Origin of the sequence: Lentilactobacillus sp. Marseille-Q4993 (assembly GCF_951230165.1) — a bacterium.
In the GTDB taxonomy this organism is placed as follows: domain Bacteria; phylum Bacillota; class Bacilli; order Lactobacillales; family Lactobacillaceae; genus Lentilactobacillus.
Window position 1 is genome coordinate 1 of sequence record NZ_CATNVB010000013.1, and the last position, 18,599, is coordinate 18,599.

19 protein-coding genes are annotated in these 18,599 nt (G+C 40.2%); 3 read left to right on the forward strand and 16 right to left on the reverse strand.

Translation table 11 applies throughout. The features are described 5' to 3' along the window. The first annotated feature begins 152 nt into the window (after positions 1-152). On the forward strand, positions 153-1,121 hold the full coding sequence (locus tag QOW94_RS06280; protein WP_283679417.1) for an aldo/keto reductase family protein: 969 nt from the start codon (positions 153-155) through the stop codon (positions 1,119-1,121). Between the two features lie 244 nt (positions 1,122-1,365). Here the strand turns inward: QOW94_RS06280 and QOW94_RS06285 are convergent, their stop codons facing one another. From QOW94_RS06285 to QOW94_RS06330, 10 genes are all read right to left on the reverse strand, one after another. After that, positions 1,366-3,153 (reverse strand): oligopeptide ABC transporter substrate-binding protein, encoded by a 1,788-nt coding sequence (locus QOW94_RS06285; protein WP_283679418.1) that lies wholly within the window; start codon positions 3,151-3,153, stop codon positions 1,366-1,368. A 92-nt stretch (positions 3,154-3,245) separates the two neighbouring features. After that, positions 3,246-4,196 (reverse strand): ABC transporter permease, encoded by a 951-nt coding sequence (locus tag QOW94_RS06290; RefSeq protein WP_283679419.1) that lies wholly within the window; start codon positions 4,194-4,196, stop codon positions 3,246-3,248. Between the two features lie 12 nt (positions 4,197-4,208). Then, entirely contained in the window at positions 4,209-5,168 is a 960-nt protein-coding gene (locus QOW94_RS06295; protein ID WP_283679421.1) for an ABC transporter permease, read from the reverse strand. Next, positions 5,168-6,130 carry an ABC transporter ATP-binding protein gene (locus QOW94_RS06300; protein WP_283679423.1) on the reverse strand — a complete coding sequence of 321 codons (963 nt, stop codon included), beginning with the start codon at positions 6,128-6,130 and terminating at the stop codon, positions 5,168-5,170. The genes QOW94_RS06295 and QOW94_RS06300 overlap by 1 nt, the downstream gene beginning before the upstream one ends. Next, positions 6,127-7,143, reverse strand: a complete 1,017-nt coding sequence (locus QOW94_RS06305; protein WP_283679425.1) for an ABC transporter ATP-binding protein — start codon at positions 7,141-7,143, stop codon at positions 6,127-6,129. Before QOW94_RS06305 ends, QOW94_RS06300 begins: the two co-directional genes overlap by 4 nt. A gap of 238 nt (positions 7,144-7,381) precedes the next feature. Beyond that, a complete protein-coding gene (locus QOW94_RS06310) occupies positions 7,382-8,719 on the reverse strand; it encodes an MFS transporter (RefSeq protein WP_283679426.1) in 1,338 nt (445 codons plus the stop codon). Between the two features lie 18 nt (positions 8,720-8,737). Then, entirely contained in the window at positions 8,738-9,244 is a 507-nt protein-coding gene (locus QOW94_RS06315; protein ID WP_502867252.1) for a YagU family protein, read from the reverse strand. 190 nt (positions 9,245-9,434) lie between these two features. Then, a complete protein-coding gene (gene apf / locus QOW94_RS06320) occupies positions 9,435-10,028 on the reverse strand; it encodes an aggregation-promoting factor (RefSeq protein WP_283679428.1) in 594 nt (197 codons plus the stop codon). A 189-nt stretch (positions 10,029-10,217) separates the two neighbouring features. Beyond that, the gene (nhaC, locus tag QOW94_RS06325) at positions 10,218-11,621 is read right to left on the reverse strand and encodes a Na+/H+ antiporter NhaC (RefSeq protein ID WP_283679429.1); all 1,404 of its coding nucleotides are present in this window, start codon (positions 11,619-11,621) and stop codon (positions 10,218-10,220) included. Positions 11,622-11,979: 358 nt separating this feature from the next. Then, on the reverse strand, positions 11,980-12,534 hold the full coding sequence (locus tag QOW94_RS06330) for a GNAT family N-acetyltransferase (protein ID WP_283679430.1): 555 nt from the start codon (positions 12,532-12,534) through the stop codon (positions 11,980-11,982). A 79-nt stretch (positions 12,535-12,613) separates the two neighbouring features. Here QOW94_RS06330 and QOW94_RS06335 point away from each other — a divergent pair, with 79 nt between their 5' ends. Beyond that, positions 12,614-13,003, forward strand: coding sequence for a hypothetical protein (locus QOW94_RS06335; protein ID WP_283679431.1), 390 nt, complete (start codon positions 12,614-12,616; stop codon positions 13,001-13,003). On the opposite strand, the gene trxA is transcribed toward QOW94_RS06335, so the two are convergent. From trxA to QOW94_RS06350, 3 genes are read right to left on the reverse strand one after another with little or no spacing between them, the layout of a single operon-like run. Further along, complete coding sequence (trxA, locus tag QOW94_RS06340; RefSeq protein WP_283679432.1) at positions 12,987-13,319, reverse strand: thioredoxin; 333 nt, start codon at positions 13,317-13,319, stop codon at positions 12,987-12,989. The genes QOW94_RS06335 and trxA overlap by 17 nt on opposite strands. Next, positions 13,319-14,059, reverse strand: a complete 741-nt coding sequence (locus QOW94_RS06345; protein ID WP_283679433.1) for a TerC family protein — start codon at positions 14,057-14,059, stop codon at positions 13,319-13,321. Before QOW94_RS06345 ends, trxA begins: the two co-directional genes overlap by 1 nt. A 36-nt stretch (positions 14,060-14,095) precedes the next feature. Next, positions 14,096-15,076 (reverse strand): linear amide C-N hydrolase, encoded by a 981-nt coding sequence (locus QOW94_RS06350; RefSeq protein ID WP_283679434.1) that lies wholly within the window; start codon positions 15,074-15,076, stop codon positions 14,096-14,098. A gap of 421 nt (positions 15,077-15,497) precedes the next feature. Here QOW94_RS06350 and QOW94_RS06355 point away from each other — a divergent pair, with 421 nt between their 5' ends. After that, entirely contained in the window at positions 15,498-15,983 is a 486-nt protein-coding gene (locus tag QOW94_RS06355) for a C40 family peptidase (RefSeq protein WP_283679435.1), read from the forward strand. A 194-nt stretch (positions 15,984-16,177) separates the two neighbouring features. Here QOW94_RS06355 and QOW94_RS06360 read toward each other — a convergent pair whose 3' ends face one another. The 3 genes from QOW94_RS06360 to QOW94_RS06370 all read right to left on the reverse strand — a co-directional run bounded on the left by QOW94_RS06360 (position 16,178) and on the right by QOW94_RS06370 (position 18,590). After that, positions 16,178-17,299 carry an NAD(P)-dependent alcohol dehydrogenase gene (locus QOW94_RS06360; RefSeq protein WP_283679436.1) on the reverse strand — a complete coding sequence of 374 codons (1,122 nt, stop codon included), beginning with the start codon at positions 17,297-17,299 and terminating at the stop codon, positions 16,178-16,180. Positions 17,300-17,664: 365 nt separating this feature from the next. Then, positions 17,665-18,090, reverse strand: a complete 426-nt coding sequence (locus QOW94_RS06365; RefSeq protein WP_283679438.1) for a hypothetical protein — start codon at positions 18,088-18,090, stop codon at positions 17,665-17,667. Positions 18,091-18,164: 74 nt separating this feature from the next. Continuing rightward, complete coding sequence (locus QOW94_RS06370; RefSeq protein ID WP_283679439.1) at positions 18,165-18,590, reverse strand: GNAT family N-acetyltransferase; 426 nt, start codon at positions 18,588-18,590, stop codon at positions 18,165-18,167. Positions 18,591-18,599 lie beyond the last annotated feature (9 nt).

Below are 18,599 nucleotides of genomic sequence, written 5' to 3' on the forward strand. Positions count from 1 at the left end.
GGTAAGATGCTTGTAGTGGCTCATAGCTAGATTCCTTTCATGATTGTTTTCGCAAACATCATTTTACAGGAATCCAGCTATGGGTCCTTTTTTTAGTCACTGTTGCACTTAAATTGTAAATTCAAGTCCAAAATAAAAAAAGAGGAATAATAATGAAATATAGAAACCTGGGAAAGCAAGGAATCAAAGTCAGTGAACTAGCTCTAGGTAGCTGGATGACAGATGTAAGTAGTGATGAAAAGCAACAACTAGCATCCCAAAGTATCGAAGAAGCATATCGTAACGGTATTAATTTTTTTGACTGTGCCGATGCATATAGTGGTGGAGCTGCAGAAAGATTTTTAGGCAAAACCTTAACTCAGTTTCCCCGCAAAGAAATCGTCTTATCAAGTAAGGTTTACTTTGCAACTGGTGACGGGATAAACGATCGTGGCCTTTCTAGAAAACACATTATGGAGTCGATTGACCAGTCATTGAAAAATCTCCAGACTGATTATCTTGATCTTTACTTCTGTCACCGATTTGACCCCAATACCCCATTAGAAGAAACCCTAACCGCTTTGAGTAATCTGGTTGATCAAGGAAAAATTATCTACTACGGAGTTAGTGAATGGCGGCCCGTCCAGATTTTAGAGGCTCAACTGATAATCGAACGGTTGGGTCTGCACCCCATGAGTGTTGTGCAACCCCAATATAATATGTTTGACCGTTACATTGAACATGAATTAATGGACGTTTGCGAAAAACTAGGATTGGGCATCGTCCCTTTCTCTCCACTATCACAAGGCTTGCTCACTGGAAAGTACCGTAAGAACCAGCAAATTCCCGACGGATCGAGAGCAACATATCAGGATCAAATTCAAGCTTTACTCACAGATGATAACTTAGATAAAGTCGAAGAACTCGTTAAAATGGCTGCCGAACTTAATACTGATTTGGCGACTTTCTCACTAGCTTGGGCATTAAGGGATCATCGCATTTCTAGTTTAATCACTGGTGCTTCGAAGCCAACTCAACTCACTAATAACTTAAAGGCGATTGATTTAGACATTCCAGAAGACTATTTCAAGCGAATCGATAAGTTGTTTGGATTTAAAAAATTTAGTCGAAAAATTGGATAATACAAAGAACAATGCGACTAGGACATAACTGAGCGCATTGAAAAAAGGCAATGATATTTCATTTTCATGAAAAATTATCGTTGCCTTTTTGCTTGTATCCAATTTATTGCGGGGGGACGACAAAATCATCTTCTTATGCTTTTTAACGTCTATACTCCCATATTAAGTTGCAATCAACCTTGAAACTACAAAACGAACCCGCATCTGCGAGTTCGTTTTGGAAAACCTATTTATTCACCTGAAACTATTTTGGTGAGTTAGCTGTTAATTGAAGCTTAGACCACATAAAGCTATCATCAGGTGATGTACTATAATTCTTAACTCGGTGGTTAACTGGAGTGAACGAGTAGTTGAAGTCATCAGGAATGTATGCAGCTTCTTCATTCATATACTTTTGCCATGCCTTAAATTGCTTAACACGGTAATTAGTGTTCCAAGCTTTTTCGTTGTTCATGTTGTTCATCAACTCAGTGTTCTTCTTAGATACAAAGTGACCCATGTTAAATGGTGCGTCTTCACCATAGAGGTGAGTTGGTGTTGGTTCTGATGAAGTTGACCATGCAGCACTAAACACATCGATCTTGTTTTGCTTTGGTGCCTGAATTGTTGAATAGAAACTATTCATTTCCATTGGTTTACCAGTGGCCATCTTAACGTTCAAGCCAAGCTTGTGCCATTGTTGCAAACTGTATTGGTAAATAGCTTCACGGGCTGAGTTACTTGACATTGCTCCAAAGTAAATTGTGAGTTTTTTACCATTTGGTTGAACTCTCCACTTGCCTTTCTTCTTGTAACCGGCCTTATCTAGCAAGCTCTTAGCCTTCTTCATGTTGTACTTGAACCCAGGGTTTGACTTATCCCAGTACTTCTTAAAGACAGGTGGTAGCAACGTGTTTGCTTGCCATGACATCCCGTGATACATCTTCTTGTACGCTGAGTTCAAATCAAGCGCATATGCCATTGCCTTCCGAAGGTTCTTATTACCCATCTTAGCATTCTTATCCATGACGTTCTTACCGGTCTTAGTATCAAAGTGACCAAGGTTAAAGCCAAGGTAGCCATAACTCAAGGCTGGTGAACCAACGATGGTATATGACTTAAGCTTCTTGATATCTGGATACTGACTTCCCGCTAAACTTCCTAAAGCAAAATCATACTTCTTTGCCTTAAATGCAGCGGTAACGTTAGAAGTTGAAACAACTTGAATCGTAATGCTCTTGATCTTTGGCTTTGGACCATAGTAATACTGGTTAGGAACCCAAGTAGTAGACTCACCTTGAACTTGGCTCTTCAACTTGTATGGACCAACAAAGACAGGGTTCTTACGAACAGCGTCTGACGAAGCCAACTTTGCGATTGAAATATTTTTAATGTGGTGATAAGGAACAACTGAACCCCAAATAAATGAGTTACCGGCGTACGACATTGCTGGTGATAACTTACTAAATTGAATCTTTACAACCTTACCATTTTGGCCATCGGGATATGTAATTCCTGAAATGGTCTTGGCTTTACCAGCGTGGTAAGCTTCCATTCCTTTGATTCGATTAAAATCAGCAGAATATTGTTGGGAAGTGGTGTTCTTGTTTGCCAAAACCTCATAAGCATACTCGACATCCTTAGCAATAACTGGTTTGCCGTCTGACCATTTAGCTTTCTTATTAATTGTGATAGTTGCGGTGTTATCTTTCCGATTAAGCTTTTGATTAGCCAAACCACCGTCAACAATCTTGTAGTTCTTATCAGTATTGAAGAGACCTTCTGCGCCACCTGGAGCGTAGACGTCAGCATCTTCAGCGTTATCCTGTAAAACTGACAGGGTAATTCCCTTAAATGGCGCATCGTTAACTTCCGCTAACTTCAATGTTGAATTATTTCCTGAAGCTGACCCCTTCGCACTGTATGAAGATGGTAGCTTAACATTACTTTCTGGTGCAGCACTCTTGTCGCTCGAACCACTCTTTCCACACGCTGCTAGTGCAAATGCGGAAAGAAGAACGGCACCGGCTGTGGCCCATTTCCTTTTGCTCATATTGAACTCCTCCATTTCAATTCGAAACTATTTCTAAAACAACCCTAATCACGTATTTGATCTGCGCATCATCACCTTAAAAGACTTTTATTCTATTTTTCAGTTGCCCGGCGTTGTGAAGCATTCGAAGATCTTCGAATAACTTGACCAATGTAACTGATTGATAAACACAAAATAATAATTTCTAACGCAGCGGGTAACCAAGTCCACCAGTATTGAGTGATGTTTTCTGGATCGTTGGCGTTAGCAATTAACGTACCAAGTGACGGGGTTCCAAGTGGCAACCCAAATCCCAAATATGAAAGCCCCGTTTCAACCCCGATATTCTCCGCAAACGAAAGGGTCGTATCAACAATGATCAAAGACGAGATGTTTGGCATGATTTCGCGAAAGATAATCTTCCAGTTGCTGGTACCTAACGTTTTAGATGCCCTAACATAATCCTTCTGAGTTTCTGCCAAAGTACGTGAGCGAATCAATCGCGACGTCCCCATCCAATAAAACGCGGATAAGATCAAAGTCAAAGTAATCGCATTATAGTGTGGAATTATCGTCACAATAACAATAATTGTCATCAACATTGGAATAATCATCATAAAGTCATATACCCGTTGCATAACCAAATCAGCTTTGCCACCAAAGTATCCGGAGGTTAACCCCCAGAAAATTCCCCATGATGATGAAATAACTGTCAACCCAATAGCAATACTGATTGAATTTCTAGAACCAATAATCAGTTGTTGCCCAATTGACCGACCACCTGAGTCTGAACCAAGAAATGATCCCGATTGAAATGGTTTGTTGTAAAAATTCATGATATCGGTAGCCATTACTTTATGAACATTAAGAAACATAGAGGCAATGATTACGAATAGCACAAAAGCAACTAAGATAAACAATGAAATCAATGCTGGTTTATCAGCTTTGAACTCATTCCACATAATTCGACTACGAGATGGAGTTGCCTCTTCGGCAGCTTCTTTTTCGAGTCGTTTTAAATCGTCTTCCGAAATATCACTAACTCTTCCTGTTTTTTTATCCACCTGAGACACCTCCTACTCAATTCGAACTCTAGGATCAACCACACTGAGAATAATGTCAGATAGAAGTGTTCCTAGTAAGTTCAAGAATCCATACAACAACACCAGTGCGGTGATGACTGTATAATCACGATAATTAATAGCGTTCAAGAACAGCAATCCCATACCTGGATAAGAGAAAACCATTTCGGTAAAAATCGAACCGCCTAGCAAACCAGTGATTGAATACCCAGCAAATGCCGCAATTGGTAACAATGAATTTCTAAAGATGTGATGTTTGTAAATATCCTTCATTGGTACCCCTTTGGAGCGAGCAGTTCGAACGTAATCGGAGTGTTTAGCATCAATAACTTCTGATCTTAGGTACTGAACAACATTAACGGTTCCAAACAAAGCACCTAAAAGACCAGGTAGGATGATATGCCCCAATCTAGAGAGTATCGTACCTCCCAATCCACTCGCGGTTGATGAAACCGAACCACTAGTTGGGAAGATATTTAGCCCGTAACCAAAAATCCAAATTCCAATAACTAAAACAACGAAGAACGGAATTGACATTGTTACGTAGGTGTAAACCCGAACAACCGTATCTTGCCACTTACCTTCATGACGACCAGCGTAAATTCCTAGAGGCAACGCAATGAAGTACGTTAAAAGCATCGTAAATATTGCTAGCCACAAAGTGTTAGCACCCCGTTGCTTGATCAAATCCATAACCGGTTCTTGATACTCGTAACTCATTCCTAAATCACCGTGGAACAAATGAACCACCCAGTTCCAGTACTGTTGGTACCAAGGGTCATAAAGGCCATTGATTTTCATTAAGTGGTGAATCTGAGCGGGATCAGCTTTAGGGTTGATTGAACCCGTGAACGGATCGCCGGGCATTGCCTTGGCAAGTAAAAACACCAAAACACTGAGGACAATCAGCTCGGGAATCATAATCAGAACTCTTCGCAAAATTGTTTTCCACATTATCCGTTCACCTCCCCTTGCTTGTTAAGCGATTCTTTAGGTAACGCAACAAAGTGCGTATCACTAATTTGGACTAATGGAAATGCCAATCCATCAGCATCGTAATACTGAGATTGTTCATTTTGGTACTCTTGTTCGATCTTTAACCGACGTTCACGGTTCTGTTCCCGATTATTAACGTTTGTTTCGGGAATGGCCGCTAACAACCGTTTGGTGTAAATATGTTGAGGATTGTCATAAATATCGTCCCGGGTTCCAACCTCAACTAACCGCCCACGGTGCATAATAGCAATCTTGTCACACATATGACGAACAACTCCCAAATCATGGGAAATGAATAGATATGAAATGTTAAATTCACGTTGAATTTTTTTCATAAAGTTAAGCACCTGAGCCTGAACGGAAAGGTCCAAAGCGGATACGGGTTCGTCAGCAATTATTAAGCTAGGATCAGTTGCAACTGCCCTGGCAACCCCGATTCGTTGCCGTTGCCCACCTGAGAATTGGTGAGGGTATTTATAAAGAGCATCTGGATCAAGGCCAACAATATCAAGGAGCTGTAAAACCCGAAGCTTTTCTTCATCTTTACTTAAATGTTCAAAGTTCCGAAGGGGTTCCGCAATAATATCTTCAATTCGTTTGCGCGGATTAAGACTAGACATTGAATCTTGAAAAATCATTTGAACGGCTTCATCGTATTTAAGTTGTTTCCGATGAGTTCGTTTGGTAACATCTTTCCCCTTATAAAGAATCGAACCAGATGTAATTTCTTCAAGGCCGATAATCGCCTTACCAGTCGTTGACTTACCAGAACCTGATTCACCAACTAGGCCAATGGTTTCGCCTTCCTCAATTGAGAAGCTAACACCATCGACAGCCTTAACGTTATCAACCACGCGGTTAAAGAAACCGCCTCGAATGGGATAGTGGACCTTTAAGTTTTTTACTTCAATTAAGCTCATGAGAGGATACCCTCCTCATCCGGAAATTTAAATACTTTATAGCAGGTACATCTAACAAAGTGGCCATCTTCGACCTCGTGCATTGTTGGGTTTTCTTCGTGAGCATCTGCTGGGACCCAAGGAATTCTTGGAGCAAACCGATCACCGGTTGTTGGCATCTTCTGTAAAGAAGGCACCATTCCTTTGATAACGTATAGCTCGTCATTATATGTATCACGCTGAGGCATTGATCTTAACAGTGAGCGGGTATATGGATGCTTGGGTTCATTGAAAATTTGAGCAGCCGTTCCAAGTTCGACGATTTGACCAGCATACATAACGGCAACTCGGTCAGCAGTTTCAGCAACAACTCCCAAATCATGGGTAATCAGAATAATTCCAGCGTGGTTTTCCTTCTGAATATCCCGTAACACATCAAGGATTTGGGCCTGAATAGTAACATCAAGAGCGGTGGTTGGCTCGTCTGCGATAATTAAATCTGGCTTGCAAGCAATCGCAATTGCAATTACAATTCTTTGCCTCATTCCACCTGATAATTGATGAGGAAATTGGTGAGCAGTCCGCTCTGGATTATCGATTCCAACTTGATTGAGCAATTCAATAACCCTATCATGACGCTGAGTTGAATTCATATCAGTGTGATAAATCAACACTTCTTGGATTTGATCTTCCACTCGCTTTAATGGGTTCAGTGCAGACAATGGGTCCTGAAAAATCATTCCAATTTTTTTACCCCTAATCTTGTCATACCCAGCCTCATCGAGCTTAGCAAGGTCTTGGCCTTCGAAATCAATCTCACCAGAAATCTGGGTTTCGCTTGGATCATGAAGCCCCATAACCGTTGTTGCTAATGTACTTTTTCCACACCCCGACTCACCAACAATGGCAAGAATCTCATCTGGGTGGACCTCAAGATCAACATTGGAAACTGCGTCGTAATATTTTCCGTTAATTTTGAAGGCAGTCGATACATCGTTGATCGTTAATAATTTATCGCTGTCGTTATTTAACATCTAAAAAGCCTCCACGGATTATTTTTAATTCATATATTAATTACTAATAATAATTAGTTGTAGTCTAATTATCAAGAGTATTTTCTAATTAAATTTTAATTTATAGTTGCTATTACGTTTTGCTTAATCTGTTCATAAGCGTTGTCATGGCCATGTTATTTCTACAAATATAAAAAGAACCTTCAATTCAGCATGCAAATTGAAGGTTCATATAAACAAGATTATTATTTGAATTTACTTATTTTGTTAGTTTTGTCCTAATGGCATCATTCATCTTCGATTCCGGATAAAGCTCAATCAACACCAATAGGATTGCATAAATGATTAAGGGAATCCACACATAATTCAAATTGATCATTGAAATCGTGCCTGCGTTTTGAGCTACATTTGGCTCATAACCAGACATGTTAAACAGGCCTGCAGTAATTAGGCCGCCAATGCCCAGCCCCAGGTTCACGCCAAAATCATTACTAGACGAGAAAAATCCCTCTGCTTGAACTCCCAGAGTAACTCCATATCTAATCGTATCCGCTAGCATAATCGACACCAACCCAACAATCATTCCTTGTCCCATACTATTAATAAACGTGGCTGAAAAGATGATTGCTAACACCTTGGTGTGAACTCCAACTGCTAATACTAACTGACCGATAACTGCGGTAATCATCCCCAACCGCATCGTTTTTCGATTACCAATCCGAGCAGCAATCGTTGGAATCAGTAGTACCCCAATCAATGAGGAGAAAGTGAACCCATTCGCAATTGAAACCAAATTGGCGTCATTAAAGACGTACTTAAAGTAGTAAACCGTCGTTTGATTTTTAATCGCTGTAACTAGCCAGAAACACAGAATTATGGCAGATAAAATTAGCCACGGTTTATTTTTAACTGCTACCTTAATAACTTTACTTATCGGTTCATGGGCAATCTCCTTAACCGTGTACCGTTCCTTAATATGGAAGAAAGTGTTTAAAATCAAGATTACAGAAATAATTGAAAATAGCACCATAGTGGCTAAAAATCCCTTTTGGTCATTACCTTTGCCAAAAAAGCTTACTAATGGCAACGTAAAGACCGCCACAATAATTTGAACCGAACTACCAAAGAACTGGCGGATCACCCCTAATAGCGTAATTTCTCGCTGATTACGAGATAATGTTGGCAGGACCGAAGTAATCGGTAAGTTGACAGTAGTGTAGAGGAATCCCAGTCCTAAGTACGTGAAGTAGGCCCACGCCAGTTTGCCACCCGGGCTAAAACCAGGCGTCACAAAAGTGAGAATTGCAAACAGCGCGTAGGGAACCGCATACCACAAAAAAAACGGTCGACTTTTGCCAAACCGAGAGTGGGTTCGATCAATCATCATCCCCACCACTGGGCTTTCAATCACATCAGCAATTCGCGCAATCAAGAATAGCAAGGCAACCGCACCGGCAGTTAACCCAAAGATATCAGTGTAAAAATACAGCAAATACGTTGTCATAACTTGAAAAACCAAGTTGTCAGCTGCATCACTCAGACCATAGCTGATTCGCTCTGGCCACTTGGTTTGCCAAGAATGGTCCCTAATTTGCATGACCATCACCTTCTATTATTACTGTTTTTCGTCTTGGCGAGCCAATAAATCATCAAGGACTGCTTGATTGACCCAATTCCATACCATGTGACCAGCCGCCTCAGAGATATGTTCCTCTGCTGGTTGGTCCTTAGCATCGGGAACAATTCCTAACATTGGCATGGCAATCAGATGGGCCCCCGCCCAAGTGGCTAAGCCAAACATGGTCCCGTTCCCCATTTTGACCAACGGCACATAGTGACCAAGAACACTATAGAAGGCACTTATCCCTGATGAAAAGCCAAAATGGAGCATTAGGCTGACCCATGGGATTTCATGACCATTGTATTCGTAAGTTGCGTGCGTCTGTTCCTTGGTCAATCCGTGTTGCTGTAAAAACTCTTGTGGTGGATTAGTTTCATCTCGCTCAGGTGTTCTTGGTGGCAGTAATGCCTCCCAACCAAGTTTAACTAGACCAGATATGAGGCCAGCAGCTACCCCAGCTGAGGCAATTTTTACGATTGAAGCTCTTCTTGTCATATTTATCATCTCCAGTTTCAATATTACAACAGAATGAAATTGAATTGGGTCCAATTGAAATATTTCCTATTAATTTTTGTTATAAAAAATCATTCCATTATTTATATTAATCATAATAAAAAAAGACCCGTTTAGGTCAATCACCTAAACGAGTCCTAAAAACGGCATCTTACCGCTTTCTAGTCAGTCCGGAAGGCTAATACCATCCGTGACTCTGCCAGAATTGTTTTGCATTCTGCCAAGATCCATAGCGATCAGAAACGTACTTATTTGCAACCTTCTCCTGATTCTCAGGAGAAAAGTCCCCATGCAGATAAGCGGCGTCTAACTGATAGCGACCAATGTACTTACCATTGGTTACTGAGTATGAACCTCTGGATTCATGAAAGGCAATCCATGCCTTAGGTGAACCCTGATCAGCTGCCTTTGCAACCTTCTCAGCTGTTGCTACGGAAGCTTTGCGATTATACGTATTCACGACTGGTTGAACTTTATCGCTAACTTCCTTACGAGTAACAACCTCTTTATCGACCAATCCAGTATGGTGGGCTTTTTTCCCATCATGCTTGGACAGAACTCGTAACTTCTGCCCAACCTTGATAATGTTATTCTCAAGGTTATTCGAATTCTTGATTGATTTAACCGAAACATTGAACTTCTGGGAAATACCCCAAAGAGTATCACCCTTACTTACTGTAACTGTTGTGGATGCAAATGCTTGGCCAACACTTGAAACCATAAATGCTATCGTCGTCACAGCAACAAGAATAAATGCAAGAAACTTCTTCAAGATTGAATACACTCCTATAGCTTGATGTTGTTGATCCCTCCGAAAAGACAACGTTGCATATACTATAGTTTTCTTATTACATAGAAATTGCGACAGCATTAAATAAACCGGCCAAAATGTCATGATTGTAACCACAATGTAATTTTAAAACGATTAAACCTAGTTAGGAATCCCCACTTTATCCCCGTTTTAGTCAGTTTGAGAGCGCTTTTCTCCCAACCTCTTCAAACCAATGCCAGTGACCCCACTTAGCAACGAAAATAATGGTGAAGATAAGCTAAAAATTGCCCATGGTAAGTATGATAGGGTATGAACTTGTAACGTATTTGCGGCAAAGACCCCGGCAACTCCCCAGGGAATCAAGTAATTGATTACTGTTCCCCCATCCTCTAAAGCCCGGCTAAGACTGACTGGCGCCAATCCTGCTCGTTTAAAAGTATCCTTAAACGCATTACCAGGTAAAATAACTGACAGGTATTGCTCACCAACGAAGATATTGACACCAATTCCACTCAGCAACACTGCCAAAATAAGAGAGCCATTACTGTGCAACTTGTGAGAAAGGGGCGTCATCACAGCGTCAATAATTCCAAATCTCATTAGCAAGCCACCCAGAGCCAAAGCAGAAACAATTAGGGCAACGGTCGTCATCATTGACATAATTCCTCCTCGGCTTAGAAGGGCGTCGACTGCTTTGGAACCAGTTTTTGACACAAATCCGTTTGTAATAACATCCACAACGTTGGCGATTTTAGTCTTAGGATCATTAATAAAAATCATAATAACAGCAACCAACACGTTTAAAAACAGGGTTGGAATTGCAGGAATCTTCCGCCATGCACAGATAAACATCAAGGCAATTGGTAAAAATGCCCATAAACTAATGCTAAAGTGACTAGTTATGATGGAAACCGTCTTGTCAATGCTTGCTGTATTTAGGTGGGCGTTACTCCGTCCCACGAAGAAAAAGACAATCAATGAAGTTAAGAGTGCTGGAATCGTTGACCACATTAAGTTTTTGATGTGGCTAAACAAATCGGCACCAACAACAGCTGATGCTAAGTTAGTGGAATCCGAAAGTGGCGATGTCTTATCACCGAAAATTGCACCAGAAATAATTGCCCCAGCAACCATTGCCGGATTGACCCCCAACGTCATTCCCATCCCCATAAAGGCAATCCCAATCGTTGATACGACGGTAAAGGCACTACCAATCGCCGTCCCCACAATTGTACATACCAGAAAAACTGATGGTAGGAACCACTCAGCAGAAATTAAATGAAAGCCAAATACCATCAGTGATGGAATAACCCCTGCTGCAATCCATGAGCTAATCAATGCCCCGATTAAAATAAAGATAAAAATGGGAATGATTCCCGTTTTGATTCCGTTAATGATTCCCTCGTTAATATCATCCCATGCAAATCCTCTGAGCTTAGCCCAAGCTAGTAACAACATAATCACAAATAAAATCGGAACTTCTGGTGATAATTGGAGCTTGATAACACTGTAGCCCATGAATACCAGCATTATTAGTAACACAATGATTCCTTCAATCAGTCCCACAATAGGCTCTTTCTTTTTCGTTTGCATTTTGATAACCTCCATAAAATAATTGCGATAAATTTAGTGCTCGGAAATTCTGGGATTCAAACGGTTATTTGAATATGAGAATAAAAAAAATCCCCACCGTAATCAATTGATTACAGCAGGGACGAATTATTATCCGCGGTACCACCCAGATTGGATCAAGTACATGATCCACTCACTAGATGTTAACGGTTCTAGTCATTTTCCGATGAATAAGTCCACTGTATTTGAGATATTTGCCCTGACCAGTTCGCATCAACCACCGGCTTTCTTACGCCCAGACAAACACCCTACTTGAGTAGTGGATAAAACATAAATATGTGAATGTGTAAAAGATAACATTAAAATAAAATAAGGTCAACTACACCCGAGCTTTTCGAACCCCATAAAACTCTGCTGGGTAATAAATCTTACCACCACGGTTGTATAAGCCACCGTCTTGCAATAATTTAATGAAATTTCTCTTCATTTTGATGGCCATAGTTGCGTGAAGATTAAAATCTTCTGCAAAAATATAGCCATTTTCAATAAAGAAGTTACTAAAATCAACTGCGTTGACTGCAGGATAGTTTGCCATTCTTGCGCGAACTTCTAATTCAGCTAGAATTCTTTGGCCAATTCCTTGCTTCCGAAAATCTTTTCTAACACTAAGCTCGATTATCGAAGCGATTTTAAACGGCTTTGCATTGCTGCCAACTATGACCTCGATCATTAGAGCGTGGCCTAAAATTTGGCCATTCTCATCCTTTGCAACGACCTCAAAATCATCTCGATACTTTGAACTCTGACGAATTCGGTGAACCATGTCCACCTCGTCACCATCGTAATTTTCATCGCTCTTAGAATAACTATTAGCAACAACCTCATCAACAACTGAATACTCGTTAGGAACAATCGTCTCGACTGTAAATTGCACTTGGTTTCATCTCACTATCTGATTTTTTTCCATTGATATATAATTAATTAGACTAATCGAATCGAAAGTAGGTATCGAAATGACCGCTAAAAACAAATGGATTACAATTGGTATTTTAACATACATTATCTTTATTCTTGTTGTAATTGTAACCAATATTCTTGACCCAGCCCGCATCGGGGCGCCTTGGACCGTGTTCTGGTACGTTGCAGCAGTATTAATTATTTATTATCTTTGTTTTAAAAATTACGTATATGAACGAGTGATTTACTATGCAAGGGCTTTAGATTTAACTCAAACTGATCTCCAAGATATGTTAGTTGTAAAAAAGAGCTCCCAAGTAGCTCCTAATCCAGCCCGAAAATTTTCAATCTCCCCACTATTCAATTTATCATTGCAAAATCTTGATCGAATCGATGAGCAACTCCGAAAATTAGCCAAAACAAAAGAGGTTAAACCGTTTCGTTAACCTCTTGAAGTTTCTTATCTAAATACTTTGCTAACTTTTCCTTCGGATAAATGCCAGTAACTTTTTCCTTGGCTTCACCGTTTTTAAAAATTACCAAACTGGGGATACTCATCACTTTATATTCTTCAGCGATATCCTGATTATGGTCGACGTTCATCTTGCCAAACTTGATTTGGTCACCATAACTTTCTTCAAGTTCTTCTAGGACTGGATCCATTATCTTACATGGGCCACACCAAGGTGCCCAAAAATCAATCACGGTAATTTTATTATCTACTTCCGCTTTTAAATTATCGCGGGTGATAGTGGTACTCATTAATTTGTCCTCCTATTTTTGCGAACAAAGTGAATAATAATCGTAATAACAATTGCCAGTAAGACGATTCCACCAAACCAACTAGCTGGAATTTCAATATCGATTGCTGGAATTGACAAAATCAATTTAATAGCAATGATTGCAATCAAAATGTATGCCATTGGTTGTAGTTCCGGAATCTTTGCCATCAGTTTCATAATAACTTCAGCGACTCCCCGCATTGCAAGGATTCCAATCAATCCACCAATTAAAACGATAACTGGGTTTGGGGAAATCGCTAACGATGCTAACACAGAATCAACTGAAAACACAACGTCCATAAATTCAATTTGAATAACAACTGACCAGAAAAGTGATATTTTATGCTTCTTTTCACTGGCCAGTTTTTTTGTATGAACAACTTTTCGTTTTCTAAAGAACGAGAATGTCAGATACAGCAGGTAAAGGCCACCAATGACCTTAATTTCCCAAAAATGAATCAGGTAGGTTCCAACACCAATAATTAAGAATCGAAAGACATACGCCCCCCACAAACCGTAAAACAGCGATTTCTCACGCTGAGCCTTTGTAGGTAGCACCTGGGTTTGAGCTGCTAAAACAACAGCATTGTCCACTGAAAGCAAACATTCAATCGTGACTAAAGAGAAAATTATCAACCAGTCTTGCGAAGATGTGATGACAGTTTCCCAGTTATGAGCATCGAAAAACGGACCGTATAAGTTGGCCAACCAATTAAACAACGAGATTCCTCCCAAATATTTTTTCTATATTATATACTACTTTACTATTTTAAAATCGAGTTTGTCGTCAATATCGAAAAAAATTGGGTGATTTTGCTGAATCATTTCGTCATCAAGGGTAATTTTGGTGACACTTTTTTGGTGATATGTCTGGTAGTAATAGCTTCGACTCTCACAGCAAGCCGCCGCACGGTAAACGGAAAAGGTTGGCCGGTGATCCAAACTCTTTGGAACATTAACAGAGTCAAGAATATGCCAACAATTATCGAACGCCTCATCCTCATTGCTAGGCAGGTCGATTCGTTCTTTTAGATACGCGGCCCGAACGAATCTTGAGCCAGGCGAATAAGAACCAGGTGGGGTCATTTTGCCGGAATAACTCCCCGTTGTCACCCGCGGTGCGTTTAAAGGAACCGTTCCATTTTCAAAGGCAGGCGTGAATTCAACGTACTTTTCCAATCGACTGATTTGGCGCTCAAAATGATTCGAATTGGTAACAATTCCAAGTGGGTTTTCAATCACTTCAATTGGATGAGTCACCGGCTCAATAACTACAATTCGACCCGTTTTATCAGCAGCCGCAAAGTGCAATTCTGAGTGACCGTACTTCATTAAGCTATGCTTGTCAGCCATCAGCTCGATTTCTTCAATATGATCAATAATCTCGTTTACTGATTTGAAGTTAGCTAACAGATAGTAGGAAAGTTCGAACGGAGCGAGGTGGACCCGCCCATCAGTAGGTTCCTCAGTAAGCTCAGAGCCGTTAGTGAACGTCAGCTTTTGAACCACTAATCCGTGTTCATTAACGCCATCAGAAACATCAATTCGCCGTTTGTGTTGGCCACCAGATCCTAATACAGCGTATTTAGATACATATTCCTTGTCGTCATAAACCGAATGCCAATGAAATTTGCGGGGTACAAAAACGGGTTCAGCCCCCAAACGTGGCCAATCCATCGTTCTTGCCAGTACATGGCTACCATCCTGTTGGCCGATTTGAAAGACACTAGTACACAATTTGGTCATCTCCTCTCTTAACACCACTAATTACTCAAAATAAGTATGTAAGATTGCCTTGAATTATGCAATTAAATAACCCTGAATGTCATTTATGACCAATTCATTGCAAAAATTCTGTAACAAAGAGTCACTTTTTAGTTTATTTTAGTGTCCCATCTTTAAAAATTGAGCAAAATAGGAGTCGAATTTCGAAAAATAAGCAAAATTTTGTAACACTTTTTTAGTAATGCCCACCCGCTAAAAACGCTAACATATCAACACTTATCGGCATTTTTGTAATTTGTCCGTTCAAATAATTTCGTCAATGTTGCAGGTCATAAATTTCATTTAATTGCTTTGATACTGTTTTGTTACAGTTCTGCAACATACTATTGGTAATCTTATACCTGTTAAATTAATTAGGAGTTGTTGAAAAATTATGAAATTAAAGAAGAGTTTATTTTTAGGTTTAATCGCATTCGTTACATTGTTGACTTCAGGTTTGTTCCAAACAGACGCAAGTGCCAAAGTTAAGAGCGTAAAGAATACAGACGCTACATATTCACAAATGTACTCAGTTGCAAAATCAAAGTTAGGCAAGCCTTACTCATGGGGTGCCGTTGGTCCTAACTCATTTGATTGTTCAGGATTTACAAGCTACGTTTACAAGAAGGGTGCTAACGTATCAATTTCACGTACTGCCCAAGCCCAATACAATACTTCAAAGCATGTTTCATACAAGAACATCCAAAAAGGTGATCTAGTATTCTTCGGTTCAAGTTCAGCTTCAATCTCACACGTTGGTATGTACATCGGTAACGGTAAGATGATTGATGCTCAAAACAGTGGAGTTATCACTGAAGCTGTTAAGGCCCCTTGGTGGAATTACGTTGGTGCAGCTCACGTTGCCAATTTCGCTGACTAACATAATTTAACAGTTTCAACAACTCAGACGAAATTCAAATAGTAGTAAATATAACCATCGGCGGAAGGCTGATGGTTTTTTTTGTGTAATAAATTACTGTGACAATCCAGTCACCTAACGACTTCCCAGCTCCAACAAAAAACCAGGTAAGGCATCATTGCCTCACCTGGTAAATTTATAAACCAGTGTTTTTACTATTCAGGTTGATAACTATCGTCAATAATTAATACTGGCTTAATTGTCTTACCACTCTTTGAATCTTCATTAGCTTGGTTAATATCCTCGAATTTGTAAAACTTCTCAGTCTTGTCAAAGTCGAACATCCCCATCTTGTAGAATTCGATCAAGCGAGGAATATCAATTTGAGGAATGGAATCACCCATGTTAACACCAACAATCTTTCGGTCATCAACACAAAGATCATTCCAAGTATCCAAGTCGATATGGTTTGGAGTAACCGCAATCGTTGCAGTTGTTCCACCTTGAGCAAGAACTTTGATTGAATCTTCCATAACTGATGTAATACCAGTTGAATCAACCGCAAAGTCAACTCCAAGGCCATTTGTCAATTCTTTGACCTTAGCAACGACGTCATCCACGTTTTTACTGTTAATAACATCAGTTGCTCCAAGTTCTTTGGCTAAGTCTAACCGTGAATCAACGATATCAATTCCAATAACTTTTGTACAACCAGAAATTCGACCAGCCATCATTGCAGCTAATCCAACAGCACCAGTACCAAAGACAGCGATTGTTTGCCCTGGTTTTGGCTTAAGCGTATTAAGAACGGTACCACTTCCAGTTACATAACCGCAACCAAGTGGGCCTAGCTTCCGTAAATCAATATCCTTTGGTACCTTAACTGCGTTACGTTCGCGAACAACCGTCGTTGTGGTAAATGATGATTGATCAAACATATCAGCAACTTGTTTCCCATTTTCAGTAAAATGAGCGCTTCCATCAGGCCGTACTCCTGACAAGTTGTTAGCAGCATAATTCAAACATTGAGTTGGAACACCCTTAAGACAGTTAACACAGCTTCCACACCCATAGAATGAAAGAACAACGTGATCGCCCGGCTTGAAGTTTTTAACTTCTGAGCCGACCTTTTCGACGATTCCGGATCCTTCATGACCTAAAATGATTGGGTACCCAATCACAGCGTCTCCCTTTTTCAAGGCTTCATCAGAATGGCAAATTCCACTTGCGACCATATGAACTTGAAGATCATCTGGTTGCAGTTCAGATAATTCGACATCATCCTTGATTTCAAACGGAGCGCCTTTTTCATTAACAACAGCAGCTTTGATTTTCATGAAATACATCTCCTATCAGATTATTTGTATCCGTTTACATTATTAATGATAATGTCATTTTAGTAAAATTGCAATGTTTTAGTGAAACAAACCACAAACTATTTCCATATAAAAAGACTACTAGCGTGACTGGGTTGGGACATAACTAGGTAAATCGAAAAAAGTAGCGATAAATTTCATTTTTTTGAAATTTATCGTTACTTTTTTGCTTTCATCCAAACTCTTGCTACACGCAGTAACCATCAGGACTGAGGGCCATTGTTTATGGTCCTCAGTTACTATTGGTTGTGCGGGGGTGGGACGACGAAAGCATCTTCGTATGCTTTCTGTCCCACTCCCATCTCTAGTAGTCTAGTTATTACTTATTATTTTTTATCAACCGGAATCCACACCGCCACAACTTTGCCATCTGCAGCCAACCTTTCAACTGAAAAGTTACCTCCAATTGCGTAGTGACTTGAGGTACCTACTGTGGCGTAACCCAAACTAATCTCTTGATCAGCCTGTTCCCGACTGATTTCACCAAGCTTAAATTCAGCAAATTCACCACCAACAACATCAAAAGTGTGCTTGCCACCGCCACCTTCCTTACCAACGAGGTAGTAAGATGAACCAGCATCATTATAGTTGATTGCTAGTTCGGGGGCTTCCTTTATTTCATCACGATAATTATCAATGATTTGTTGCTTTTCGGCACTAATTACGGCCAAATCATTTGCTACGGGGTCAGACAGCGTCGATTCCTTCCCAGTAACCGTAAGACCGGTTTTTGTTACGATTTTCAATTCCATCTTCCAATCTCCTTGGGTATTTTCATAGGAGTATATACCAAGAATCAGTGGTTGCCTAGCCATTAGTGGCAAAGCTAACCAAATTTCATCTCCCGGTGCCGAATTCCAGCTTCCATAAATGGGTCTGAAGTTACCCTAAAGCCAAGCTTTTTGTAAAAACCAATTGCGGTTTCCTGCGCACCGAGGTGGAATTTACCCACATCCCTAAACCTAGGATCAGCCAAGATCGTTTGCAAAACTGCTTTAGCAATTCCCTGCCCTCGAAAATTCTTCATTGTCGAAACCCGTTGAATATGAACACTATCACCCTCAACTGTTGCCCTAGCAGTTGCTGCTGGTTGTCCATTCTCGTACGCCACGAAATGAGTTGCGGAACCATCACTGCCATCAAATTCTAGTTCTTCAGGTACTGACTGTTCCTCGATAAACACTACCCGCCTAATCATCCGGGCATCTTTATAGATTTGACTATCTAAGTCATTTGTCTGTTTAACTTCCATAATATCAAT